This is a genomic window from Rheinheimera mangrovi, assembly GCF_003990335.1.
Lineage (GTDB): Bacteria > Pseudomonadota > Gammaproteobacteria > Enterobacterales > Alteromonadaceae > Pararheinheimera > Pararheinheimera mangrovi.
In genome coordinates, this window is record NZ_CP034683.1 from 2,425,109 (window position 1) to 2,451,493 (window position 26,385).

Consider the following 26,385-nt stretch of genomic DNA (forward strand, 5'->3'; position numbering starts at 1 on the left):
TTGTGAGTTAAAGCAGTAGTATAAGGCCCAACGTCGGTACGTAGCGCAGCTTGGTAGCGCACTTCGCTGGGGGTGAAGGGGTCGGAGGTTCGAATCCTCTCGTACCGACCATTAAATTAACCTGCTTTTACAGCAGGTTTTTTTATACCTGAAATTCTCCGATTTTAAGCGCCCAATATATTGTCTTTTCCAGAGCAGCTTTGCTCCTGCTGTAGCCTGTCACTCACTTTGATAGAATCCCCTCTCTTTGTGAACACACCGCGATTTCATCTAAATGCAAGAGTCAGGAACGGCCGCTGCTCCCCTTCATCAAAGTACCAAAGCTTAGTTCCGATAATAGTAGAAAAATTTCAATTTTCAGTTGACAAATACAGGGGGTAATCTTTAATTAGGTCTCCAAAATAGGGATTTCATCTTTTAGTTAAAACTGGATGAGTTTGAAGGTTAGATCTGCGCCGTAATCATATTCTGACTCCAACTATCAATTACTGACGGGATCAAAAACGTGGTGGCTTATTTACGACCAGACACCAAGGGCATGGAAAGGGATCAACCTTGAAGAAACAAAATTTTCAAACTCCGATCTCCCCGGCAGAGTCTCAGGCAGCCTGTAAAGCTGTTTTGGCGAGCGATAAATTTGTTCATGCACCGCGCATGTGCCGTTTGTTGCAGTTTCTGGTTGAGAGCGCAATTTGTGGCAACAGCCGCAACACCAGCGAATACGCTATCGGCATTGAGGTTTTTGATCGCAATGTGGCAACCTATTCGACCACAGAAGACCCTGCGGTGCGGGTCCAGGTGGGTCGCTTGCGGGAAAAACTCAAGGACTACTACGCCGCAGTACCTTCCGAGATTGAAATATCCATTCCTCTGGGTAGCTACATGCCTATTTTCAGGCGATCATCAGATGCCAATACATACCCCGAAGATACACTGCTTTTCAGACCGATCAGAGCTATTTCAGAATGCACCAAGGGACAGTGTTTTGCTCTGGGCTTACATGAGGAACTGCTGCATCAGCTATTTCTGGCCTTTAACAGTATTACCTTAATCCAACACTCAGAAGATGACTTCAAGGTTCGTCATAGCAACGAGTCGAAAAAAGCCTCCAACGCAGCGGCCAAACACCTGTTTGAAGGATTCGTTCGCATCGATTCACAACGCGTCAGAACGTCCGTTCACCTGCTTGATCTTCAACATAATCAAATACGTTGGTCGAAACAATTTGATCGCAATAATTGCTACGACATATCGCTACAGGAAGAGCTGGCGTTTTCCATCTGCCAGGAATTGAAACTGTTTATGCTCGAAAATGGGCTGGATCATTTCGGATCAGATTCGCCACTATCAGAGCAAGCGCAGCCAGAAAACCGTATCACTCACATAGGCCAAGGCCGCAGACTGACAAGCCAATAGGTGGAAAGTCTGTTTTATGCACCAAGATTTTGAGTTTTAAGGCGACTGGAATTGTGATTGAAAACTTGATCCCCATTCATTTTTCTGACAAAAATGGGAACAGCTTTAGCTGGCCCAAAGGATGAGCGCTATTGATGGTAGCGATATCAATGGCAAACATCGTTGATAAGAAACTGATTTTATCCAAAATCCACTAACGTCGATGAGAACTGTTTTTGCCAGTGTCGCGGTCTTGGTCTGCAAGGAAACTTTTTTAATACAACGTGATATCACATGAATATAGGGTGTTGTATTAAAAATTAATGAACTCACATCGGTCTCTGGTTATGAAAATCACCATAAAAGGTACATCCATTTGAAACTAGGCCCTATTTTTACAACGTAAAAATCAGCCTGTCCTTATTTGTTATACATTTCTGCAGTGCCTGTCCAGGAGGTGGTTCGAGTTGAATGGATACACAGAATGCTTTACATTAGGTTCTAATTCACTTCAATATCACTGGAACCAGGAGTAAACTGTTCCCGCTTAATTTCATGTACTGTGCCATTCCATGGGGTACTGTTATTTCTGAGTGCTTTGGCAACCTCCGCATCCTCGATGCCAAATTGGTTCGAGAAAACGGCCGCCCAATTAACCCACAAAGTATCAAATGTAACGTATCGGATCATCTTGTTTTTTGGAACCCTTGTCCAAATCTTCGATGAATTGCTAATCCTGTGCATATTATGCAGAACTAAGTTCCAGCGGGCCCCTTCTCCAGCTAATTTCGTCCGAGCATCCAGTCTAACTTCGTTCTCAGCTCTACTCGCCTTGGGGTTTTGCTCCAGTAAACTGCTTAACGCTGTATTTTTAGTATCGTGATGCGCCATGTTGAAAGTAGCGGAATGGCCCGACTTAGTTGGCTCCTGAGGTCCAGCCGTGCTTATTTCGGATACCTGACTATCTTCGCGATCCTTTTGGCGAACGACATAGCCAAAAAGCCCCGGTGCAACCTGATACTGCAATTCAATGCTCTTGGATTTGCCATAAGGAACAACAATTTTGTAGATAAAGGGCTCTAGGACCGCAGGGGTTTGACCTCTTGCCCAAACCCAAACCAGCGGTGTAGGCGCTGCGGCCGAAGCCTGAATCTCTCTCACTGCATTACCAACCAGGCTGAAGTCCCGAGCTGCTTCAGCCAAAGCCTGGATTCGACCCTTTTTTTCAGGGATATTCTGCGCTTCCACTAAATCAGCTTTGCCATTCACACCACCGGGGACTCCTCCAGCGAGCACCAGCCTCCCTGCGCCCACAGTTTCTTTAATATTGGGAGGTGCTGTAACGCCTGTACGGGCCAAAGCGCCGTTAAATGATAGGCGTTGTATCGGCGCTCCTTCCATTGACGGAATGTACTTGCCTGATGAGGGCAGCTTATTCACATTCGAATCTGACGTATCCCTCATAGCTCTTGCCCCCATCATATCCGCTTCTTTCTCCAACCCGGCATCATCATTAACCGAGACACCGGTTTTCATCTGCATCGTCGGCTTTACCCGCCCCTGCGCCTGTTGCACCACATGCCAGGCTTCGTGCGGCAGATGTTTTTCCTGCCCCGGCGCAACATGAATATTGCTACCCTGCGCATAGGCATGGGCGTTGAGTTGAGCGGGTTGGGATGAGTTATAGTGTACTTTTACATGATCCATGCTCATACCCGAAAGCGACTCAATACCTGCTTTAAGCTGGTTCGGCAGACCGGTGTTGTTGGGTTTTGGCGTGATGTCTGACGCCAACTGTGCAGTGCGATTATCTGTTAAAGCCCTAGCCTGGCTCACCTGGCCACGATTATCTGGTAACACAGTTTCGCCTTTACGTTGACTCACTGTGCCATGTTCGGAGGACTGCCGTTTTTTGTGTTCAACCTTAAACTCAGCCATGTTATGCCCCTAATTAAATTGCACTGTCATGATGTTTCTGTGAAATTCACGTTTAATGCCGTGGATCAGATCGTCTAGCTTCAGTTGTGTTCTTATCCATGTTTACCGCGATCAATACACTGTCACCATACATATTGTATGATGGCACGGCCCCGCAAATCCGAACCCAGGTTCTCTTCTTCAATAGGAGTTATAGCCTTTCGAACCATGTTCGCTCGTGGTAATTGACCCCGCTTTCTTTCTGGCATCTTGTTCCTGAGCATTCATGCTTCCTAAAGCTGTGTGCGGGTGTAGTGCCAGGCCCTTTGACATCGCCGATTTGAGGGTTCCGGCTGAGTAAGTTTCCAGATCATCGCCATTCGCACCGTCATAATCACGTGGATCACCCATATTCGAAGTAATAGACCCTTGGATCGCGGCAGCGTGTTTTACATTTTTCTTCATGTCCCAATACCCCAGACTTACATTGAACTCATGGGTATGTTGATTTGCATTTGGGCTGCCGCTCACTTCCACTGTGTACCAAATAGGTGACTGATGAGTCCACAATTGCGTTTTTGCATAATTTTCCGTCGTCATCAAGTGCTGCTTATTAGCTGCCCGCGTGATTGGAAAAAGATTATTGTTTAAAGCTTTGCCACCCAGATTGTCATTCAATAAATGTCCCTTTACTAAATCACCGCCATTGATAACGTAGTGCTTTCTCAACGCATCCATCATCGGTGTCTGATCTGCATTGATATTCGCGCTTTCACCTCGCACCGGATCAGCGGGGTCAAGTAACGCCTCCATCTTCTTGCCGACAATCGTCGTATGTTTACCCCAGGTAAAATTTTGCCCTTCGTTCTTTACATAGGATTTAGCTTGTACTGGCGTGCGATTGTCCTGCAGCACCGTTGCACCTTTACGCTGACGCACATTGCCACCTTTCGTGTCCTGCTGTTTTTTGTGTTCAACCTTAAACTCAGCCATGTTATGCCCCTAGTTAAATTGCACCGTCAGGTTGTCTTTGCGAAATTCGCGTTTAATGCCTTGGATCAGATCGTAGCGTTCTACCAGTTTTTTACCCCGGCTGACCGCGTTTAGTGCGCAGTAACGCAACACGTTGATAATAGCCCCGCCCGCCAGTTCGTGGTCTTGCGCGAGCTTCGTCAGGTCAATATCCTCAGCCAACTCACACACCCCTTCAAACGCTTTCTGCCATAGCTGTAAGCGCTGCGTTGCACCCGGCATGTTAAAGTGGATCATGGATTGGAAACGGCGGGTGAAAGCCTCGTCCATGTTCGCTTTGAGGTTGGTGGCGAGAATAACGGTGCCAGGAAAGTCCTCAATGCGTTGCAATAAATAACCGGTTTGCTGGTTGGCATGCCGGTCGTTAGAACTGCTGGCAGCAGTACGCTTGCCAAACAGCGCATCAGCCTCATCAAAAAATAGAATCCAGTCTTTATAACTGGCTGCATCAAATACTTTGCCGAGGTTTTTCTCCGTTTCGCCTATGTACTTCGATACGATCATCGACAAATCCACCCTATACACCTCACGCCCGGTGGATTTGCCCAGTAAAGCAGCCGTCAGGGTTTTTCCCGTACCGGGAGGGCCGTAAAACACAGCACGAAAACCTGGCTTGACCTTACGGGCCAGGCCCCAGTCGCGCATCAGGCTGTGGCCATGGGTGATCCAGGCCCGTATCTCCTGCACTTGCGACATCACGTGATGATCCAGCACCAAATCACTCCATGTCAGTGCGGTGACAATTGGGCTGGCGGGAAAGGCCGGGCTTAACTCTGGGCGAATTTTTTCTCCGGTCAACAACAGCTGTAGCCACTGCTGCGACAAACTCCACACTCCGGATAACAGTGGAAGTTTGTCGTCCGATTGCTCCAGTGTAATCACCATTTCTGCAGCAAAGCGATGGCTGGGCGCGAGAATGCGCATGGCCTCCAGCCGCAACTCCGAGTTGTTGGCGCTCAGCAGAAATGCCAGCGTCTGCCCTGTAGGTAAAAAACCGCTGAAGGCTTTATCGCTGTATCCGCCAAATTCACTAAAGCACCGCTCGGTCGTGCCGTTTACACTTAAAAACACATCCAGATATTCGGGCCGAACATGGGGTGCCAGAGCCAGCGCTAAGGCCAGGCGTTCAAAAGTGTCGAGCTGCCAATCTGAGGCCTGCCGCGCATATTCACTCTGCTCGGGCACCAGTTCGGGCGGCGCTATATCCAACCAGTGATCCTGGTGCCCCTCGTGTTTCAGATAGCTGGCAATCACCTGCTGGATCACGGCATTCAGCCAGTCGAGCTCGCGATACAGCGCTTGTAGATTTTGTTCAGGCGTCGGCATAAGGCTAATCACTCAACAGGGCTACATCGTCAAGCGACATATCCACCCAGTTAAAAAAACCAATGCTGGTGGTCAGATTCAGCTCGTTGACTTTGACCAGATCAAGCAAATCGGTTTGGAGCCAGTTGGCTATTTCCCCTCCTCCCAATTCAGCTTTGTTTTCGACAATCAGACTCAGGTAGCGGTCAGTCATCGCATCACTCATCACCAATTTTTTGGCCTTAAAAAAATATGCAGCCTGGTCGTTGGTTTTTTCATAGCAGGCTATGCCCGTGCATCGTTCTGCTCTGGCCGAACTGTGACTGAGCAGCCTAAAGCTATTGCTTTCAGAAAGTGCTGCCGACATTTCCAGACGGGCATCGGCCTGTCCCGCCACAGCCAGCCCCCAGTCTTCCGCCGTTGCCACACCGGTAATAACGTATACCTGCCTGAAGCCATAATGCAGCTGGGTTAACTTTAAGGTCAGGTCATCTCTGATTTGGGCCCAGTTCAGCAGCAGGCTTGCTTTTGGCTTGCTTGCATGAAAGATAAAATCGCCAGTATGTGAGAATTCGAGTACCTGTCTGGTCCAATAATAGTCTTCACTATCGCGTCCCTGTTCAGACTGGGTCTCGCACAGCAGTTGCTTTACCCCGCTGCTTAATTCCCAGTCGTTCTGATCCAGCGGGATCTCTCGGCTCACCAGCAAATTTTCTACTAAATGAGCATCGCCAATATTAAGCAAAGGCTGAAAGCGGCCCTGCCTCAGCTGGCACAGATCACCCAGCGCCAGCCTGCGCGTGAAAGGGTGCATCGGCAGCCAAGCCGTTTGCTGATAGCAATGGCTGTAAAACACTTTTTTAGACATGATTACCCCTCCCGCTGCAAGGCAGGCCAGCACTAGCCGGCCCCCCGCCTTAACCGTTATGCTGCGTAAGCTGCAGCTGTTGCAGCCGCCAAACCTGCTTTGTAGGAGTTCAGGCTGGTGGTGGCCGTCGCCAACGCGCTTTGGGCATAAGCCAGTTGCTGATTTACGATATTGACGTTAGTCAGAGCCTGGTTATATTTTTCGCTCGCTTTGTCGTACGCCTGCTGCACCAACGCTAAAACACCGGTGCAATCTGGTGTAAAGCCAACGACAAAGTTGCCATCAACAACCAAACCAGCCACATTCTGCGTTCCTGAGACCAGTGTCTGCCGTTCAATTGTGCTTTTAAGCCTTGTCACCTGATCGTTTTCAAGTGTGATGATCTGCTCTGAACGCAAGGAGGTCGCCTCAGCCACATAACAGCTTTGTAATGCTGCGAGTGTAAGAGCTACAGCATTGTTGGCGTCAGCCGTCGCCTTCGCCATAAAGCTGATTAAAGTATCAGGTACCAGTGGATTACTTAATTTTTGCTTATTCACCAGTTGGCCAAACCTGTCTATCAGCTCAACCGTAAAAATCAATTTATTGATGAGTGTTGCCATTTCGCCTGACACCCGCTTGATTTCTCTGGTCGCTGTTCCAGTTTGTTTCAATGCCAAGCCTGTGCTGGTGCACAAGGCGTTAACACTGGAATCTATGTCAATGGCCAGATTGAAGTTCGTCAAAGCTGCGGCTTTATTGAGCTCAGCTGCGGTTAAATAAGCATTAAACTGAATGGATTTGGCGGTCTCAGCATCAACAATGGCTTGGTATTGATCGACCTCGTACTGGGCTTCTGCCACTTGCATTGCCAGCCAGTCGAGCTGGGCTTTTTCTTTGTAAACAATGCCGACTGCGAGCGAATTAATTGTCATGTTATTCATTTTTACTCTCCATAGAGCCGTTGTGTTTTATTGTTAAGCCTGAGTGCAAACAGTGATAGCTGGCAGTGTATTCGCCATTACGTTGGTATACTGAGCCTGATCGCTGGGATCCCCAGTGGCAACCGTCAGTATGTAAAGCTGATAACTGGTGTTTGGCTTGATCACATTGCCGAAGTTGTCAGTTGCAGTCGGCGGAAAATTAAAGGTACAGCGGCCTGATACTGCTGCTGGCACTGCGATATAATTCGCAGGTGAAACCTGCCCTGCGATGGCCTGATTAAAATAGATGGGAGGCAAGTTTAGGTTCTCAGGACAACGCAATAGATTGAGGTCCGGCATTCCGCCTTGTTCAACAAGAATGCAACGGAATTCATAAGCAAGGATCGCTGTGGACGAGCCAGCTGCCAGTGCTTCGGCAGCCGATGAGGTCGCAGCAGGTTGTTCGCCTGAGACAATCTGCTGTACAGAAGCAGCTGTATCAGCCTGCGCGGCAACAGATTTCGCCTTGCCTTTACCTGGGGCAGCGGTAGTCGTATTTTGTTGCACTGTCCCAGTATCAGCAGATGAGCCTAATGGCGTAAATGTGAAACTGGCGGTCGACCAGGTCACGCCTGCAGCATCCGGGGCGCTATTTGGAGTAACTTCCAGCTTTTGCGCTAATGGCAAAATGGTTGCCGGAGTAAATGGCTGGCTTGGTGCAGACAGTAACTCCGAATAGTTATTAATGTACTGTTTGTATGCTTTGGATAGCTCGATATACAAAAAGGCAACGTAGCTTGAGCCAGCCAGAACAGGATTGCCAAACGCATCAGAGCCAAGCTGTATGCTGGTCGGTGATCTTTTCACCGCACCTGTCACGTCGATGCTTGCATCCGGAGTAATACTCACAAAAAGGCTATTGTCGCCCGCAGGTCGTTGTGAAAATAATTGCTCAACCTGATCAATCGAAAAGGTAGTCTGATTTTGCGCCGGCACTAGCGTCAAGTAGTAGACAGGATCCGCGTCCGGAATGGTCACATCAGCAGCTTGGGGCGAATAAAAAGCTGGTAACGGCAGCGCCGCAAAGGATGCTGTTATTTCAGACCCGGACACGACACTTATACTCAGGCACTGATTGAGTTGGTTGTTGCTGTTGTCGTATGCCGTATTAATGGCAGACACTTCTCTTCTGGCGTCAGCAAGTTCTCCCTCGGCCTGCCGCTCTGCTTTGCTGGCTGTGGTTATTTGTGCATTTTCTGCAATGCCCTGTTTGGTGAATTTATCCAGTTCGGCCTGGGTCGATGTAAACAAGTTATCTATTTTCGATTTCACACTTGTCGTTTGAGCTAAAACCTCGCTGATGGTAATTTCAGCGGTAGAGCCAGAGGCGTTCATCGCACTTTTTGAGATCCGTTTTGCTTCATTCGCCACTTCATTGATCAGGCTGTTGGCGCTCTGAATTTTTTCGTACACATCGGTTTGGTATAGAGCTGCAGTTGCAATATTAAATGCAGCGCCTATATCTGAAGCCAGTACCGAAATGGCATTGGAAGCGATCTGCACATTGGCAGCAGCAGTAGCCGTATTGGTGATGCTCACTGCAACATCGGTATTTGCCTCTGTGGTCGAGGTGAGTAAATTGAACACCTGGTTCGCGTTGATCAGGCTTTGATTATTGATATTTTGCCAGGTGGTAACGTCATCTTCCGTCCCCTCCAATTTGTCCCGAGCGGTGATTTCCGCTCCTTGCGCATAATAAAGCGTGTATTCGGCCACAGTTTTTAATGAATCCAAATTGGACTGATTAAGCGCCAGAGCCGACAAGGTATTGACCACTGTCTGTTGAAGGTTTTCATTGTAAGTATTCATAAGTTCCTCATTTTTATCCGATTATTCAAACATTAATGACGTTGTTTCATTGCTCCAAAAGCCGGACATCCGTTAGGTTGGCCATGTCACATAAATCGCTTTTTCCATCCAGGGCAACTTGATCACGGAATATGAAAAAGGAGCACGCGCCAACAGCACGTCATAGGCACGCCTGTCCACCACCAAATCCCAATGATCATTTGCATCCGTTAACGACCCCTCTCTCACTAACCAGTCACCCCGGCATCCATCCACCGAACTACTGCCTATAGCCTCCCAATGGCCGATCACCGAATTCAGCAGGCTGTGACAAAGATCGGCCTCATCGGTGGAAATATCGATGCCGATTTCTACAGGCTCATGCAGTGCTAAACCGCAGAGCAATTTATTCAGCAGCAAGTGCTGTTCCGCAGTTTCACTGCACCCTGTTGCTAAAAACTGTAAGTAATGCACGGCGCGTCGCTGAGCCAGGGGGGTGACGAATTGCTCGTTTTCAACCAGCCCCAGTCGGGAAAACAACATAGTGATAAAACCCTGCAAAATGACTAAGCCTGCATTGGTTATTCGCATTGGAGAGCTGTTGGCAACTGGATTTTTAGCGGCTTTTATGGCGTCCGCCAATCTTGCCTCAAGGTTCTTCGTCTCATTGACTGTATTGGCATGAGATGATTTTTTAGCAGAGAGCGCTTCGGTGTTATTCAGCACTTTTGTCGTTGCAAGCTGCAAAGGTTTTGCTAATAACTTCAGTTGTGGGGCAAAAGCGGTTTGTAGTACAGCAATGTCGATCTGCTGTTGACGCATCAACTGGTATAAAAAATTGCTGACGAATTGATCAGGTGTTAATGCGGCCCAATCATTAGTAAGCCAATGTTTCAAAACCAGCTGAAATAACAATGCGTCACGCTGCCGTGCAGTTGAATGGGGTATTTCAAGCCTCTGCAGACAGCGCTGGAACTTATCCAACAGCAGAATAGCAGTCTGTTGCTGTGGGTCGGCGATACGCATCGCATCTATAAGCCAGGCAAATGGCACAATACTGAGCAGTCGAAGCATCACCCCATGCTGATGCTGTAAGTCATGCAGCAGAGCTGGTAACAGTTTGGGTTTCACTGTACATACGTCAAATAACAAGCGATTCAAATCTATTGGCCGGGCGATCTTGAGCCAGGAAGGCGGTTGCCCCTGCTGTAACATGCAACGGGCGATGTCAATAAAAGCTGGATGATTTAAATACCCGGCCAGATAGTCTTGACTGAAATAGCCAGTAGCCGCGGTTTTGTCTTTATCTGCATCTGCCGGAGTTGGAATATCTGGCTGAACGGATAACTTTAGGCCCTGCTCTGCTTTTTTCGATGTCCGGTCAATCAATAGCCTGTAGGCATTATTCCAATGCGTTTTCTGTAACAGATGCTTTTGTTGCCCGAAACTTTCAACGCAGTCAGACAGAGGTACATTGAGCCGTAAACAGGCACTGGCGATCATTCTGACAAGCAATTCACTGGCCGATAGATGATGTGCTCTGGCATCAAAGCTCAGAGTCCAGAATATTTCGGCCAGATGTTTCTCCAACACCGCGCTGGCACCTTGCCAATAGCCTGCGTTCTGCCACAGCAAGGCCCAGTGTTTAATTGTGTCTTTCGCTGGTTTCAGTTCGTCAGGAAGTTGCTTCGATAGCCAGTGGCCAATAGGCTGACTATCACTCTTGTGGCTGAGTATGTTCAGCAGAAGATATTTATCAGGCTGGCGCTCCAGCCAGTCAGAGATACTATGCCTGTCCTCTTGTTCCAGTTGTCGCCAGAGTACGGCCAGCGGCACCGCGTCAAGCCCCGGTGGTGCAGCATCAAGTCCCTCTGACAAAGAACTGACCGAGCCAGCACCTTGTGGGATTAAGCGATGTCGTAGTGCAGACAAGAGTTCGGCAGGGCTCCAATTCCTGTCCGGCACAACACTGAAAACATCATGGCCAGTCTTGAGCTGAGCCAATAAATGCCGGGAAGAAGCTGCCGCGCCTGCTCCCCCTATTCCTGCATGTATAACTGACAATAATGAGTTCGATAAATACTGAATCGAGCTATGAACCGAGGCATGCTGTAAAGCGAAGCCCCGGGCAGATGCTGCATTCAGGTTGGGCCAACACAGATCCTGAACCAGGCATTGTGCAATCTGCTGAGAAAGTGCAGAACTATTCACCCCACACTTTTGCTTCAGTAGCGCAACGAAGTCATGCCAAAAAACAGCCAGATCAAACCCAGTCTGAGCGCCTTGTCTGCCCTTAGAAACTCCAACTAACGCCTGTATTAACAAGGCCGGGACCTGATGCGCCAGATCAACACCATCCAGGGCAGGCAATTCAGCTCGCTTTTGCCAAAACAGCAGACTGTCGATCAGTGATACACAAAACTCTGTCGCGTCAGGTTCCAGCAGATCTATCAGTCGAGACAGATCGGCGGCCCCCACCAACCTGAGCAATCTCAGGCTAAGCAGTTCATTGCTGGTTCTGTGTAATTCTGCGGCACCTAACAGCATGGCAAGTGATTGCTCTGCACCACTCAGGCTATCGAGTATCAGTTGACCCTGCGTTCCGGCCACCAGGCCATAACCGCCATCAGTTCCCGTTTTCAGATAGTGCAGAGCCGCCTGCCAATAGGATGTTCTGACGCCGGCAGCACTATGCCGTCTGTTTTGTTCACGCCTTAACTCTTTGAAAATTCCCAAGAGTTCAAAATGCTGATAATTTGGATGCTCTGTTTGCACACTATGAATTAACAGATCTAAAAATACGGCCAATTCAAATCCATGTAGCTTGCAGAGCTCCAGCAAGGTTTTATGAACTAATTGGCGACGATTAAATTTCGAGCTGCGCGCCGTCAAAAGGTAAGCCAGTACGACTTGCCAAACCGTTTCCTTGTTCCAATTCTGTTTTCTGACCTGTGCTTGTGTTTGCTGAACGTGCGCCAGAATAAAGGAATGCTGTTGTGGCTCTGCGACTTGCACCAGCAAGGCCAATTCGGTGAAAGAAAAATGTTTCAATATGCCTTGGCGGGCTTTAACTGAGTGACCTTCAAGGAGCAACAGCTTCGCCATACGTGCAGCGTCCTGGCGTGCCAGTACTGAAAACAATTCGTCCACTTGTACTGTGTCTGCTCCGACAGCCTGTCGTCTGAGTCCGTAGTGCAACATCTTTTGTAATGCCAGCCAGAGATCTGGTGGTTCCGCAGATTGAACTACTGCAATCGGACTAGTGCCGTGATCCTGACGGTAAATCATTTTAATGGCGTTGAAAAAAGTCAGGGAGACGGCTCCCAATGATTCAAGCGCAGCTACAGCCTGAAACATTTGATCAAGCAGCCTCTGGTAATCGATTTGATAGTGCTGGGCAACTTGCCATAGGTTGGCGCGAACAAAGCTGGTGGTGTTAAACAAAGTGCCTCTGTCCACCAGCAGGTGCTTCAGAATAGTCAGCCAGACAGATTCTCTGAATGCAGAGGCTCCGGCTGCTGGCAAGTGCCGCTCCTGTTGCAGGGTGAAAAGATCGTCTGCAAAAATACAAATGAAATCCCCCTGCCAGGGTTCCAGTAGCCGGATGATGCTGCGAATACGGGCCTCACCTAATTGCCAGACAAGGCGTTGCCGCACTCTCTGTGAACGGCCTAAATATCGGATGATATCTATGGTAGCGCGCGGGTTATGCTCCAGTTGTCGATCCAGTATTTGCAACGCACTTTCAGTTCCGCTAAACCACCAGGGCGCTGTTCCATGTTGTAAAAACCAGGTCACAAAGTCTTGCATTGATTCAACATGGTCCATAATCCGCAACGTGCCGCCATCATTCAATGCCACAGCTATCTGCTCATGGGCGAGCATTTTTTCTAAAGCTTTATGTACACATGCAGTTAATCGTCTGGGTAGCTGGTACGCCAAATCGTCGAACAGCATATCTCCCAAATCCAGCTCCAAGCTGGTAATACGCCAGGTTTGTGTGGTGGGACAAAGTTCATTGAAAGATTGCTCCAGCAGTTCGGTGAGCGCTGTATTGCTCCACAGGCTGATGAAATCCTGTAGCTCCTGCACTTTGGCTTCTTGATCAAAGCCGGTTTGCCAGCAGCATTGGGCTATCAGGTGGCTGGTCGTCATGCTTGTACCGCCTCCGCTTTTTCCGCTGATAAGCCAAGCTTTAATGCGAGTTCACCTTTTGACGCGTTACACAAATCAAAAGCCTCCTTTGCTGCTTTTCTGGTCACGGATACAGTTGGATCGTCGGCTTTCTTTTGGCTCAAAACATGAAGGAGGGAATTACAGTTATCTCTGTTATTTTTCCAGTCCACATAGTTTGAAATGATGTCCTTCATCGCATCAAAGGGGGTTGGTACATAGTGCATCTCAACATAAGCCGGCCAATGCAAACTCACCAATGTATCGATAAAGTTCTGAAATTTTGGCTGCTGGATCAGCGTCACGTAATCTGGAAAAATCAGGCTGGCTGTTAAAAAATATGGCGCTACAACCTGGGGTTGTGGGTTGCCCACCAGCAGTATGGATTCAATCAGCAAAAAGCCTTTTCGCTGGGTCGACAGCCAGAGCAATTGGTCCGCGTACTGTTGGTAATCTTCAGCGGTGGCAGCGGAAGAACAGACGATATCCATCAAGCATTGATTACCCTCAACCAATTGATGTTTTTTATCTTGCCCTTGACCACGAATAACCGAAATATCCGAATCTGCTAAGCGATAACCTGGCTCGCAATTGTTTAACCAGTCGTGGAAATCAGGGGCATCAAGCAAGGCATACAATTTTCCGGCAAGAGATCGCCAGCGCCCAGGCAGACCGAGCAAAATACCTGCTTTATGCTCAAAGGCCGAAAAATGTTCAAAATCAGAGGGTTTTAACCTAGCGTCGGAAAAAACCTTTGCCTGATCCACTTCTCCATCCAGTGTTGGAAAAACTGGCCTGTGCCACCACTGTTGTTTTTCTGCATTGCTACCGCCTTTGGCGTCAACCGTATTGGAACTGGCGGCTTGATGCATACAAATCTCATTGATAATAGAGGCGTCACCTGGCATTGGTAACAGCTTGACTGCACTAACATTGAAGGCGCGAGTGCGGTTATAGGACAACAATTCAAAATTTTGCAGCCAGATGGTCTTTACGATAATGCGCGTCTTGAGCTTGCTACCAAACCATTGGCATGTCTCGATCATCTCATCATACAAAATTGCGTCATCGCCATGACGGGCCATCAGATGAGACAACATGGCGTCCCGCCGGGTTGTTGCCTCTAACTCGTTTTCCATGTGTTGGCGCAAACCGTATATGTATTCATTAAATTGAAAATTTTTGTATTTTTTCCAGGCTTCATTTTCAACTTGACCGTCTGGTTTACCCGGATCGATCTGATAATGAAATGCGTCATGCCCCCGCAACAATGGCTTAACTTGTGGAATGTCATACAGCGGCTGACAATGGTATGTGGTGGTGAATTTTTTGTAGGGAAGGCCCGGATTGGGTAAGCCGGTCTGCTCTGGTTTGCAGTAAGGGGTCCCGAACGAAAACAGATCGCCTATATGCGCAACCTGAGAAAATTGATTGGCCAGTAATTGATCAAAAGCCATCAGATAGCCTTTCAACTGGCGCGACTGCGCAACCCTATAATTCCCGACATCAGAACCTGCTTCGGACTGAAGCGAGTTATAGCCTATGCCATAAACATCCGGGAAGGTGTTTTGTACTGAGTAATAGTCTTCAATGTTGCGATAGTTGCCTTGGGGCAATTCGGGAAATAAATCAATTTTCGCTTCCACACTTGCGGCCTGATGCTTGGAGCTCAGTGCCGCTAAATACGGCTGCCCAGACTGATTTGGCTCCGTATTCAGCTGTATGCCATTTCGCACTAATTTGAATGTGTCAGAGAGCGTAACATTCGGCAGTTCGTTTTTTTTGATTGCGATGGTATTGGTGTTGGCATAGCCGCTAAAGCTCAGACTTTCCACGTACCACACGCCATCTATAGCAGCAATCAGACCGGTCAAGTCAGACAGACTGACACTCAGGCATTGCGCTTTAAGCGCATCTTTCCCCGCGATCCAGCCGTTAGAGGTTTTGGGCCCATTAAAAATATCTTCTGGGTTAAGACCCTGGGCTAAAAGCTCTTTATAGCCGGATTGAACTGCAGCAGGAGCCGCATAGTTAAGTAACACTTGCGCTATCAGACTCTCTACTTTCGCAGCATTCGCAGATGGAGTGATCCACACAGTGCCTGCCAGTCGAATATCTACCGGTGTCAGACTTTTAGGACGCAGGAACCACTCAGCAAGATTGCGGTGCTGGTTCAACAGGACATGCACAGCGTTGATGATCTGCTCGACATCCGTTTGTCCGGAGTTATCCTTTAAACTCAGATAACTTTTGTAGCGCCCCGTATATAGCTTCTGGCGGCTGTCGCCCTCTGGTGCAGGCACGGAAACAGCCTCTGGTTCAATATAAATCACCCGCACTTGCGGCACATGAGCCAGTACCAGCTTGCGATAATCATCGGGTGTAACAGGGCTCGATGTCAGAATATTTTGTGGCTCAAAGAACTGATCCTGAAAATGAATAGTTCCGTCTGCTTGTGTCAGCACATCGGCTATCGGAAATTGTGCGCAATAGCCTAATTCAGTCAGGGCATAACAGAGTTGATCGAGAATAGTGATACCCGGATCACTCTCGTTATAATTGGTCCACACCTTTCCGGACAAGGCCTGCAGTTGTTTTATTCCGTCCCGCTTCAACACTGCAAAATTGAGCGCATCGGGAAGCGGTTCATCGACAATATAATAATCATCGCCCGTCATGCCTGGCCTCCGGCAACTGTCACCAGTGTTATTGCATGCTGCTGGTGTGACACCAATACCGACTCATCGTCATTATCACCTTCAACACAAACCATCATGCTTAAACCTGACACTGAGACCACACCAGCCTGAGCAGATAAAAACCGGATTAATTCAGATTGATTAATGTCCTGCGTCAGACTTCTTTGCGGTAAATCACTGTGGATCCAGGGCGATAAGTAGACTCTTAATTGCTGATTTATGGCCTTTTCCATTGCATTTGCATTGACCTGTGGATCAATAAGTAATGTGGTGCTAATCCTCACGATCTGATGTTTTAGGTTAAAAACACTGAGCTTCGTCATGGCCGAGGTTCGGCATGCGATATGCTGCACTATTGCGGCCTGGTCTAAAGCGTCAACCACAGGCCTGAACGCGTTAGGTTGTTGTGCATTGGAGTAGCCTTTGACTAAGCCAATGCGGACAGCACCGCCCTTTCCACTGATAGCTTTGGCATAAAACAAATTCATACAGGCGCTGTGAGCCATATCTACCAAATCGATGGCGGTGACACATCTGTCTTTATTGTTCAGCCGCTCACTGACACGCCGATAAAAACTGCTGTACCCGCCATAGCTATTTCTGTTTTCAGCGGGCAATCCACCAAATGAAGGAAATGGCTGCGTAATGCCGGCAATTTGTGGCCATTTGTTTTGCGTAGCGCTAATGCTGTTTGCATCGATTTGCGGTATTTCACCTGCAGGTAAACCTACTGTTGAAACGCGAGTCAACTTCACTGCCTGAGTATCCAGATAGCTGAATTTGATGTTGATGGCCTGGCCATAGCCTTTGGTCGCTATCGCCAGCCAGAAATCAGCATTGGGCATGATAGGTGACGCAAGGTAAGACTGGTCTAGCTCCGCTTGTTCGATGTTTACCTGCTGAAGCACACTAAGCTGCTGTTCGGCAGCGGTCAGCCTAAGATCGGCGGACGTCAATGACGGAACAGCAAAGGTGATAATGCCCGGACAAGTCAGGTTGTTGGTATCGTTTTGCAACACCTTAATTGGTTGCCAACCTTTATTTGTCCAGTAGTAATAGCCAATACAATCACTCTGAGCTGAAATTTGATTGTCATCCGCGCTTATTTCGGCAAACAAGGTCAAGTTGCAAGGCGCGACAACCCCACTGAGCGACAGATACAAACAACCTTGCCCTCCCACACCGGCAAACAGAGGCAACCCGGGAGAAACAGCATCTTGCGGCGTCAGATTGCAAAAACCATAAGCTTGATCAGTGTTCGTCGCATCGTAAGCGAGATAAGGTTTAAACGAACCATAGTGGTACAGCGCCAGCGGATAGGCTTGCGGATCGATGTTCTGCTCAGGAGAAATGTCTGTCACCGCACTGGCGCTATAACTGCCCAGTAAGCCGGACAGCTTTGGGCTATAAGGCGGGTTAGGGATAGGTAGAGGTTTTGCTTTAGGGTCTTTGCTGATCAGCGCCTGTGCGTTGTTAAAACTGATGTATGAAATCACCTGAGCGTACAGACTATTACCAAAAGCATCATCAGGTGTTTCCAAATCAAACCGCAGATAACCATTGCTCGCATCACTGACCCCGGGCAAAGGCGATAGCGCTAGCTGCGGTATGACGGTACTCATGGGGTTGAATGTAAAAGTAAAGCTGCTACTTTGCAGATTAAGATCAGGCGGAGTGGATGACTGTTGAAACAAGCAGACAACATCTGGAGTGAATGCCATTGGTGTTGGCGCTGGCGAGTCCACTTGTGGCTCTGCAGTTAGCTGAGACGACTCGCCGGTTGGGCTGCCCACTGGCAACATAGGACGGAAGAATGGTGGCAGCATCGGGCTTAATAACGCAATCCACCCTACAATCACGTTTACTATTCGCTCAAAAATAGAGGGACGATTTTTTGGCTTGACCGGCGGTAATGGACTGTCACCAGCCTCAGGGGTCAACCCTTGCCAGCTTTTTGACGTCAGTAAACTCCACTGGCCGGTAAATGATGTATTCGTAAATACTGATGCGGCAGTCAAAACAGCTACAGCCTCTGTGGCGGCAACTAAAGCCAATACTGTATTTTGCGCTTTAGCAGTTGCTGCGGCTGCAGTAGTTACAGCTGCAGCCTCTGTTGCTTTTGTCGCCGCAACTGATGCTGATGCCACAGCAACGGACGCTGAAGCTATGGCCGCAGCCGCCGATGCTATTGCCTCTGCTGAACCTGGAGGCGGAGATGCTGCGTCTACTGTCGCCTTTGCTGCCTTTACTGCTGTGTTTGCCTCGGTCACTGCGGCCTGTGCCGCTATCATGGCATCCTTTGATGCTGCAGCTTGAGTTTCAGCTGATGTTCCTTTGGCTTGGCTTGCCGCTGCTTTAACATCACTGAGCGCGCTGGTCGCTGCAGTTACTGCTGCCGTAACCAGCGATAGTATTTCCGCAGCTCCCTGGGTAAATAAGTACTGATTGTACTGAGCGTAATAATCGCAAAAATTGGTGGGCAGTTTATCCCAGTTAATAGTCAGCCTAAGCGAGTCGAGCGGCTTGGCGAAGCACTCATTGCTGCCAACATAAAAACTATCCCCCACTTCGGGCACCGGCCCGAATAATTGTTGTGACCCGCTATTTGCTAAAGGCGAACTATGGTTTGCTAATGAGAAATGACTGAACTGGTCGACCTGAACCTGAATACTGGCCTTCACCAGACTGGGAGGCTGGCTTAAGTCGACCGACGGACTCAGCATTATTTTGAGCATGGGCCAGGCACTGCTAAAACCATCCGGGCTTTTAATAAAGGCAGCTATGGCGGGTGCTTCAAGTGGCAGCGTGATCTTTATCTCTACTGCATCAGGAGCTGGAAGGATCTTGATATCCCCCTGGTTCAGCGCAAACCAGTTTTTTTCTGTGCTTAAGTAAAACTGGTTAGTTGGGAAAGCCTGGATAAAATCAGTAAGCGCAGCGCAGGGAGACAATGAAGCATCGCTTTGAAAGGTTAAGGTAACACTGATAGTCCTCAGCCCGCCCTGCAAAAACAACAGCGGAGATGCCAAAGCAAAGCCTTGTTGCACCGGCAGCCCTTCATTATTGCCAAAGCCATCCCAACTGATTATTTCTTCTAACGAGTTGCGTGAAACCTGAGCCGGTTTAGCTATGGTGTTCAGATACAAAACCCTGGCGTCCGGGTGAGTTTGATCATAATAAAGTGTCTGCACTGATGAAATCACAGCATGGTTGATTTCAGTGTCGGCCTGATTAGCAAACACTATTCCGCTCTGATCCGGATAGCTCCCCGCCTTGAATAAGGTGCCGGCAGGCAGGTTCAGTGGCTGAACTTTGTCCGCCAGCTTCAGGCAGACAAATACCTGATCGGCCTGCGCGCTCTGCAAAGATTGCTGCAAAATATGGTCATAATAAAAATCGAGATGCTTTGTGCTGAACTGGTTAATGACCTTTTGTTGCGTTTCCATTAACCGGCTAAAAGCCATCAACAAGGCTGTATCGGGGTAAGGAGTGGGTTGATTTTCCTGTTGATAAAAAGCCTGTGTCGCGTGCTCAATAACCTGCACAAAGACATCAAATACGCTGTGAAAAATGCGGCTGCAATTGTTAGCCAGAGACCCAATTGTAACGGGCTCTGTTTCAGCCGTTGCAGACAAACCATGCTGGCTGTTGTGGCCGTTGAACCAAACTGGCCCGAAGCTGCGATAAAATGCAGTGTCAGGCGCATTAACCATTCCCTTAGTCGCAACACAGATGCGTTGCTGCAATGCAAGCATTGACGAGAGTTGGCCGGCCAGTGTTTCTTCTATCATTTTTTTTAGAAAAAGATGCAAGCTGTCAGTGTTGCTGCTTGCATTTAACCCCATGAAATAAAACCATTTATTAATGGTGGCAAACAGGGTTTGCAGCAAGGGGATCAACCGGTTGACATAGTCAGCGTCACCGGTTGGCGATTTTAATTTCCCTCCTTCTAACAGCATGAATTCTGCATGATAAAAGCTGTAATCCGTTTTACTGATCGCAGCAAGCAAAATGCAGGGGTCTTTCACAAAAAAAGACTGCCAATGACCAGCAGGTTGATTGTTTTGATCGTAATACAAAATCAATTGGGAAAATGCGGCAACAAAAGCCAGCCGATCACGGTTGTTTCGCCCGTCAACTTTGATACTGCCGGGGTCCAGCGCCCGGGCAAGTTGACTGTAGCGATTTTCCGCAATGGCATCTGCATTCATATCGGGTTGACCGGCAAGTGAGTGCCTTCAAGCAGTGAGAATGGGAATACATGGTTGTGGCGTGTATTCGTCTGCTTGATTTTGTACGAAATAGACAGAGTCGCGACACTCCCGTCCTCAGACAACGAAATATCAACTTCCTCAACGCTGATCCTCGGTTCACTATTCAACAAGGTTGTCTTAACCGATTGAATAATTTCTTCCTGCAAGGTCGCATCGAGACGGCAAAACAAGTACCGGATTAAATCGCAGCCGTAATTGGGCATCAAACTGCGGCTGCCTCGTGGCGTTTTCATCAGCAAGTCAATCGACTGATTGATGTTGCTTTCACCAGAACTCAGCTGCAGTTGGTAATTCGCGTTATCAAATACTGGTGGAAACGACCAGCCTGTTCCTAAGAAGCTACTTTCATTCATGCTTGATCACTTAGCCTCCAATGATGACGGTAAAACAACCCAACACAATAGAACCACCATGCGCCGTAGAATCCCCCATTCTGGCTGCAGGCATATTATTAATCATGACAGTGGACGATCCTTTCACTATCGAATCCGGTGGGCCAACGCAAACCGCCATATCACCGACTTTGGCAGCCGGCAATTTACCAATCAGAACTGTAGGTGCACCAGGCGCAGAGACTGGACCTCCGACATGAGGGATAGGTGGCAATCCAGGCGTCACCATAGGGCACACATGAAAATCTGTTAAGCGGGCTGCAGGTGGCATAGGTTCTCTCCCTAACACTCAATTAATCATGACCATAGCGGCTTTCAGGGTTAGCTCTGTGCCCCCCTGAACCTGAGCTGTCATGTTGCCTTTTGCCGAATACTGCAGCTGGGCCGTATCCTTAATATTGTTCCCTGTTGTGCTGACATCGCCACCAGAGCTTTGAATATCAATGCCGGTATTGCCCTTGATACTGACCTTTTGCCCTGCCTGTAAGTTAATGTCTTTATCGCTTTTGATGGTGATACCTGACGAGGTCATCAGCAGTGAGTTGCCATTCTCGTCTTTCACTTCGATCTGCTTATTTTTGTCATCCAATACAACTGTGTTTTGCCCCGGCGTGGTCAGCGTCAGTATTTTGTTTTCGTCATCAAACATGATGCGCAGCTCACTTTTAGTGACTATGCCTTTCATGCTGTTTTTTTCATTTGGAGTAAAATCGGAATATGGCTTGTTTTTTTGACTGTAAACACTACCGAGGATCACCGGATAACGCGGGTCCTGGTTCAAAAAACCCAGAATGACTTCGTCGCCAACTTCAGGTAAAAAGAATGCGCCTTGCCCTTGGGTTGAATAAAAATTGGCCAGCCTTGCCCATAAGCCTGCCCCTTGGTCGTTAAACAACGCGACCTCAACCAGGATCCGATATTCGCTATCCGGATCGGCGTTTATTTTGACAACAGTTGCGTTAAACAAGCCTGCAATGCCGGGTACTAATCCAGCTGCAGACGGCGCTTCCACTTCATGTTCTTGCACAAACCATTCTTGCGACAAGCCAATATTGACTTCAGTAGCCCAGTTACCATCAGAAATGTCATGCCGCACCGAAGACACGAAATGATCGCCATCAAAACGAGCGCCCATGCCGGCCAGGGTCACATAATTTCCGGGCACAACCACAGCTGTACCCTGAAAGCGCGCATCTCCTGTTATTTTGGACAATTCACTTTTTAACATCTGTGCTTTGGCCCAACTTTGGAGTTCATCAGTGCTCTCTGCGGCCGTTGTTTGCAGCTCGTAGTTGGCTAACCCCACCACTTCAGAAAGCGTTTTGCTGCTTAAATTCCCAGGGCCTGCCAGATTATTAGCAGCCTGCGCTGTGGTTAATTTTTGATTGGGGTAATCCCAGGCGCTCGCGGTGACCTGTGCCAACTGAGTGATGGCGTTCAGGTCGGCATTAAATTCAAATAGATTGTTGCCGTAGGTCAAAGTCAGAACAGAAGAGGTCTCTGTGACAGGATTAAACACCGTCACTTTATTATTGATGGTGCTGACCAGCATGCTGTTCACTTCAGCACGCGCCAACATGAAGTCCCAATCAGTCACATAATATTGCACCAATTCGGCTAATTGGTTTGAAGTAGCTGTGACAGACGCAGTTAACCCTGCCTGAGCCTGGATCAGCGTACTGATCACATCACTGTCCTTAGTTTTGCTAAAGGCAGCGCTTTTGCGCCCGACAGTCATTTTTACCGCTTTATCTTTGCATTCGATCTCAAGTATGGGGCCGCTGGTGTTGGCTACACGCAGTGATTGTTTCGTTACTATGCCACTAAAGAGCAGTGTGTTTTTACTGTCGTAGCCCACTTCGATACTGATCTCGTTGCCCGGCACAAAAACAGCCGAAGCGCTGATGACAAAAGATTCTTTGGCGGCGTCGCCGTCCAACAAGGAAATAGTGGCAGTTGCAATACGGTTAATCGTCTGCTCAATATGTATGGCATACACCTGATAGGCATCCGGTATGGCGGAGCCAGCCGTCTTGATGCTACATGTCACAACACCGCCAGGTTTTGTATTAGGCATTTGTCGTATTTCCTGGCTTCAGAGGCGGCACTGTCAATACCACTCCGGGATGCAAACGTCTGAACTTATTCAGGCTATTAAACTGCGCGATTTGCAGATAGTAATTGGGCGAGAGGTAAATCTGATTAGAGATTTGCGGCAAATTGTCGCCTTCAACAATGCTGACCAAATGGCTCATATCAGGGGATTTTTTATCATCTTTTTTCGCCAAAGTGGCCGCATCAATAGACGACGAGAATTCAAGCGAAATCTTCGCTCTGAGCGGAGTACCATCGGGCTTAAAAAATGTGTAGGACAAATTGAAGCTGGTTAATACACATTTAAAGGCCAGGCCACTGCCCCAATTAATAATGACGTAATTAGGGCGGTGAATGTCACCGTTATAGTCGTAAATCACTTTCGATAGCTTGCTCACTTCATTTGGTAAATTCACCCTTTTGCTATCAACCACGCCAGTGCAGTCGATCACCAGATCGAAACTCAACTTTTCACTTAACGTCTTGCTGTATTTGGACGCAGGAGCACTGCTATCGATACTGGTTTCTTCGTTGTATTGAATACTGCGGTTCCATTGCAGTTTTTCAGGATTGAGCATGACTTCGTAGTCGCCTTTGGCCACTTTGGTCGTGAAGGTTCCATCGCTATACGCCACTATTTTCATATTGCTCATAGAGAAACCAAGCTCCGTTTAACGATCAAAACTGGTTTTTGGCGATTGTTTTTTCAGCTTCTTTAAACAATCCTGGACGATTTTCTGACTCAATGCGGATTGTTCCACAGCACGGCTTTTTTCTTCCCGCACCGCATGGCTTGCGATATGGGTTTTGATGATGAGTTCACGAATTTCTACTGGCATTTCTATTCACCCACTAATTCATTTTTATAAATTCTGAATCGGCAAATCATTTTTTATTCCGGCTATCGTTCACCGTAAAATATTGATAAGCCAACTCAATGGTCTCAATCAGAATGCTGCTTTCCTGCGCCTTCAAATCGCTTACCGACCATTTGATCGGGTAAGCCCTGACAAAATCCCAACTCATGCAGGACTCGCCATGTTCATTCAGCAAATTCAATGAAATATCTTTGACAATAATTGGCTTCGCAAGACCTGAATCAAGGGTAAGCTGGCACCACTTAATAAGCGGTGATGCTTCCGATGCGATACCCCGTTTTAAAACCAGATTTGGGTAGGTGGTGATACCGGGTAACCGATACTTAAAACGATTCTCGCCCCCACTCACCACCTCCTCAACGCCAATTTCAGCACTCAAACCTGAAACTTCCTGAAAGCCAACATCGCTGCCAGTGCTGCGGGAAATTGCTAAGCCAAAATAAAAACCTGTTTTTAAATCAAGCATTATTTGTATTGGTAATAGTCAAAGACTCATAGGCAATTTCTATCGTGTCCACTGCCACTTCATTGCCATCAGACTTCAAGTCAGTGCTGGTGATTTTTGTTGGCCAGGCATTGGCTAAACTCCATTGCATGGTCACCTTACCCGCCTCATTCAGCAGCCTGATGATGACAGTGCGGCGCGCTATGGTGTTCATCGTGATTTCCGACATCCAGTTCCAGAAGGTATTGTCACCAACAAAAATCCCGCGTTTCATCGTGACGTTGCCATATTTCACAATGCCGGGCATTTTTATGGTGGAGAACAACGGATTGTTACTGGCACGGTATTCAATAACCTGAACCTCTTTATCCATCCCTGAGACTTCCTGGAACGAGATCCCTGTCAACTCAGTACCGAAGTCAACGTCAAAACGAAATTTGGGCATTGGCCAGGTTGAGCCTTCTTTTACACCTGTATCAGCCATGATAAATCCTCGATTAAAATTAAAATAAAAACGGTCTGCTTAATGAATCACTCACAGGCTACCAAGCCCAAATTAACCGGATGTGGCCTGTTGTTGCTCAAACGAAATAACTATAAATTCAGCAGGATGAACCACAGCCACTTTGACCGATATCCGCATATAGCCGTTAAGCAAATCATCTGCAGTCATGGTGGTACCCAAGCCGACACTGACACTAAAAGCGGCAGCCGGAGAAGCACCTTGTAAACCACCGTCCTGCCAGACTCCCGTCAGAAAACTACTGATCATGCTTTGCAGTGCTGCCCAGGTGTTTGCGTTATTGGGTGAAAAGACGTAAGCCCGAGCGGCCAACTTGATCGATTGCTCCAGAAAGGTCATGGTTCTGCGCACGGAAATATAGCGCCAGTCCTGGCTATTGCCATCCAGTGTTCTGGCGCCCCAAATCAATATGCCCTGGCCGTTAAAGAAACGGATGGCGTTGATGGATTTTCCTGAAACTGCATCAATGTTCAGATTTTCCTGATCACTGTCGCTCAAACGTATGGGTAACGACACAGCGCCAACAATTGAGGTGTTCGCAGGAGAGTTCCAGACGCCGGCCTCTTGATCATTTACCGTGTAAACACCTGCCATAGCGCCACTTGGCGGCAGAATATTTGCCTCGGTCAGCACATGATTAATGATCTGCCCATAGACTGGGCTTGCGACCAAAAGGGCTGCCTGCAGCTGACTGTTTGTCAAAGGCTTGACAGGAGGTGTCTGGATCATGCTAAGAATTTGCGCCGCAACCGGATTTGGTGCTGACGGCGGGTTCAGAATGGCTGCAAGCTGCTTTGTATCGCCACCAAACAAGTTGGTGAAATCGATATCAGTGGACTGCATAATCGTAGTGCCAATAAAGGGGTAATAACTAATGCCGTAGTTAAGACCTGCACTGCCTGTACTGTTGCGGAAATTCTGGATGTCGTTGGTGTATAAAATCGGGTCGGGATTTGCGCCACCAATCACATCGAAGATACATACAGCTGTTTGCATGGTTTCTGCCTGCAACAACATGGTTTCCATCAAGGTGGTATTGTCGTCTAGCGACAACAGTGTCGCTTCCGGACATATATACATAGTCGGTTCAGGCTCTTTCGTTAACAAAGCCAAACCACGCTGCAAATCGGCTAATTGTACATTCGGGTTGACCACACTCACTGCCGGATCTGTCATTGGTTTTCCGCTGGCCGGGCCATAAGAACCGACAGCGACTATGTAGGCGTCGCCCCCGCCATTTTGATAAAACAATCGAATGCTGTTGTACAAATAGTAAATGGTATTCGGGTCTGGCAATATCGAATAATACTGTCCGCCCAATGACAAATACTCACCTGCCGTAGGTACTGTTTTTTGCGCAACCAGATAATACTGTGGACTGTATTGCCTGGCAGGATCAGCAGGTGGTGGTGGATTCGGCAGCATGAAAATCGCCTGAAACTCAGCGAAAGAACTGATCTTAAAAGGTTTATTGTAATAAGATTTACCCTGGTATTCTGCAGTTGGTGTATAACCAATAAATGCAGGGACAGCGGTAGCCACTGGAACTACAGAATTAGGAAATCCATTAATCTCATTAATATATACGCCTGGGGTTGCAAAGGTAGTGCTCATTTTGTTTATCGCCCTTTCTTTCAGAT

The 26,385-nt window shown here is 48.0% G+C and carries 18 protein-coding genes and 1 tRNA gene; 2 read left to right on the top strand and 17 right to left on the bottom strand.

What is annotated here, in order from left to right:
- Positions 1-34 precede the first annotated feature (34 nt).
- A tRNA-Pro gene (locus EK374_RS10910) sits at positions 35-111 on the top strand.
- A 444-nt stretch (positions 112-555) separates the two neighbouring features.
- The gene (locus EK374_RS10915; protein WP_127023204.1) at positions 556-1,416 is read left to right on the top strand and encodes a hypothetical protein; all 861 of its coding nucleotides are present in this window, start codon (positions 556-558) and stop codon (positions 1,414-1,416) included.
- A 480-nt stretch (positions 1,417-1,896) separates the two neighbouring features.
- Here EK374_RS10915 and EK374_RS10920 read toward each other — a convergent pair whose 3' ends face one another.
- The 17 genes from EK374_RS10920 to EK374_RS10995 all read right to left on the bottom strand — a co-directional run bounded on the left by EK374_RS10920 (position 1,897) and on the right by EK374_RS10995 (position 26,359).
- The gene (locus EK374_RS10920; RefSeq protein ID WP_127023207.1) at positions 1,897-3,333 is read right to left on the bottom strand and encodes an eCIS core domain-containing protein; all 1,437 of its coding nucleotides are present in this window, start codon (positions 3,331-3,333) and stop codon (positions 1,897-1,899) included.
- A gap of 180 nt (positions 3,334-3,513) precedes the next feature.
- Positions 3,514-4,305, bottom strand: a complete 792-nt coding sequence (locus EK374_RS10925) for a hypothetical protein (protein ID WP_127023210.1) — start codon at positions 4,303-4,305, stop codon at positions 3,514-3,516.
- A gap of 9 nt (positions 4,306-4,314) precedes the next feature.
- Entirely contained in the window at positions 4,315-5,670 is a 1,356-nt protein-coding gene (locus tag EK374_RS10930) for an ATP-binding protein (RefSeq protein WP_127023213.1), read from the bottom strand.
- 4 nt (positions 5,671-5,674) lie between these two features.
- Positions 5,675-6,517, bottom strand: coding sequence for a hypothetical protein (locus tag EK374_RS10935; RefSeq protein ID WP_127023216.1), 843 nt, complete (start codon positions 6,515-6,517; stop codon positions 5,675-5,677).
- A 56-nt stretch (positions 6,518-6,573) separates the two neighbouring features.
- Positions 6,574-7,440 (bottom strand): hypothetical protein, encoded by an 867-nt coding sequence (locus EK374_RS10940; RefSeq protein WP_127023219.1) that lies wholly within the window; start codon positions 7,438-7,440, stop codon positions 6,574-6,576.
- A 33-nt stretch (positions 7,441-7,473) separates the two neighbouring features.
- The gene (locus EK374_RS10945; RefSeq protein WP_127023222.1) at positions 7,474-9,288 is read right to left on the bottom strand and encodes a hypothetical protein; all 1,815 of its coding nucleotides are present in this window, start codon (positions 9,286-9,288) and stop codon (positions 7,474-7,476) included.
- Positions 9,289-9,360: 72 nt separating this feature from the next.
- Positions 9,361-13,422 carry a contractile injection system tape measure protein gene (locus EK374_RS10950; RefSeq protein WP_127023225.1) on the bottom strand — a complete coding sequence of 1,354 codons (4,062 nt, stop codon included), beginning with the start codon at positions 13,420-13,422 and terminating at the stop codon, positions 9,361-9,363.
- Entirely contained in the window at positions 13,419-16,118 is a 2,700-nt protein-coding gene (locus tag EK374_RS10955; RefSeq protein ID WP_127023228.1) for a hypothetical protein, read from the bottom strand. Before EK374_RS10955 ends, EK374_RS10950 begins: the two co-directional genes overlap by 4 nt.
- A complete protein-coding gene (locus EK374_RS10960) occupies positions 16,115-20,350 on the bottom strand; it encodes a hypothetical protein (RefSeq protein WP_127023231.1) in 4,236 nt (1,411 codons plus the stop codon). Before EK374_RS10960 ends, EK374_RS10955 begins: the two co-directional genes overlap by 4 nt.
- Positions 20,347-20,766, bottom strand: coding sequence for a GPW/gp25 family protein (locus tag EK374_RS10965; RefSeq protein ID WP_127023234.1), 420 nt, complete (start codon positions 20,764-20,766; stop codon positions 20,347-20,349). The genes EK374_RS10960 and EK374_RS10965 overlap by 4 nt, the downstream gene beginning before the upstream one ends.
- 10 nt (positions 20,767-20,776) lie before the next feature.
- Positions 20,777-21,076, bottom strand: a complete 300-nt coding sequence (locus tag EK374_RS10970) for a PAAR domain-containing protein (RefSeq protein ID WP_127023237.1) — start codon at positions 21,074-21,076, stop codon at positions 20,777-20,779.
- Between the two features lie 18 nt (positions 21,077-21,094).
- Positions 21,095-22,882: a type VI secretion system tip protein VgrG gene (vgrG, locus tag EK374_RS10975; RefSeq protein ID WP_127023240.1), complete on the bottom strand. Its 1,788-nt coding sequence runs from the start codon at positions 22,880-22,882 to the stop codon at positions 21,095-21,097.
- Complete coding sequence (locus tag EK374_RS10980) at positions 22,875-23,552, bottom strand: CIS tube protein (RefSeq protein ID WP_206099182.1); 678 nt, start codon at positions 23,550-23,552, stop codon at positions 22,875-22,877. Before EK374_RS10980 ends, vgrG begins: the two co-directional genes overlap by 8 nt.
- Before the next feature lie 18 nt (positions 23,553-23,570).
- Positions 23,571-23,738: a DUF5908 family protein gene (locus EK374_RS20670; RefSeq protein ID WP_164731860.1), complete on the bottom strand. Its 168-nt coding sequence runs from the start codon at positions 23,736-23,738 to the stop codon at positions 23,571-23,573.
- A 46-nt stretch (positions 23,739-23,784) separates the two neighbouring features.
- The gene (locus EK374_RS10985) at positions 23,785-24,243 is read right to left on the bottom strand and encodes a phage tail protein (protein WP_127023242.1); all 459 of its coding nucleotides are present in this window, start codon (positions 24,241-24,243) and stop codon (positions 23,785-23,787) included.
- The gene (locus EK374_RS10990) at positions 24,236-24,706 is read right to left on the bottom strand and encodes a phage tail protein (protein WP_127023245.1); all 471 of its coding nucleotides are present in this window, start codon (positions 24,704-24,706) and stop codon (positions 24,236-24,238) included. Before EK374_RS10990 ends, EK374_RS10985 begins: the two co-directional genes overlap by 8 nt.
- A gap of 72 nt (positions 24,707-24,778) precedes the next feature.
- Positions 24,779-26,359 (bottom strand): phage tail sheath family protein, encoded by a 1,581-nt coding sequence (locus EK374_RS10995; protein ID WP_127023248.1) that lies wholly within the window; start codon positions 26,357-26,359, stop codon positions 24,779-24,781.
- Positions 26,360-26,385 lie beyond the last annotated feature (26 nt).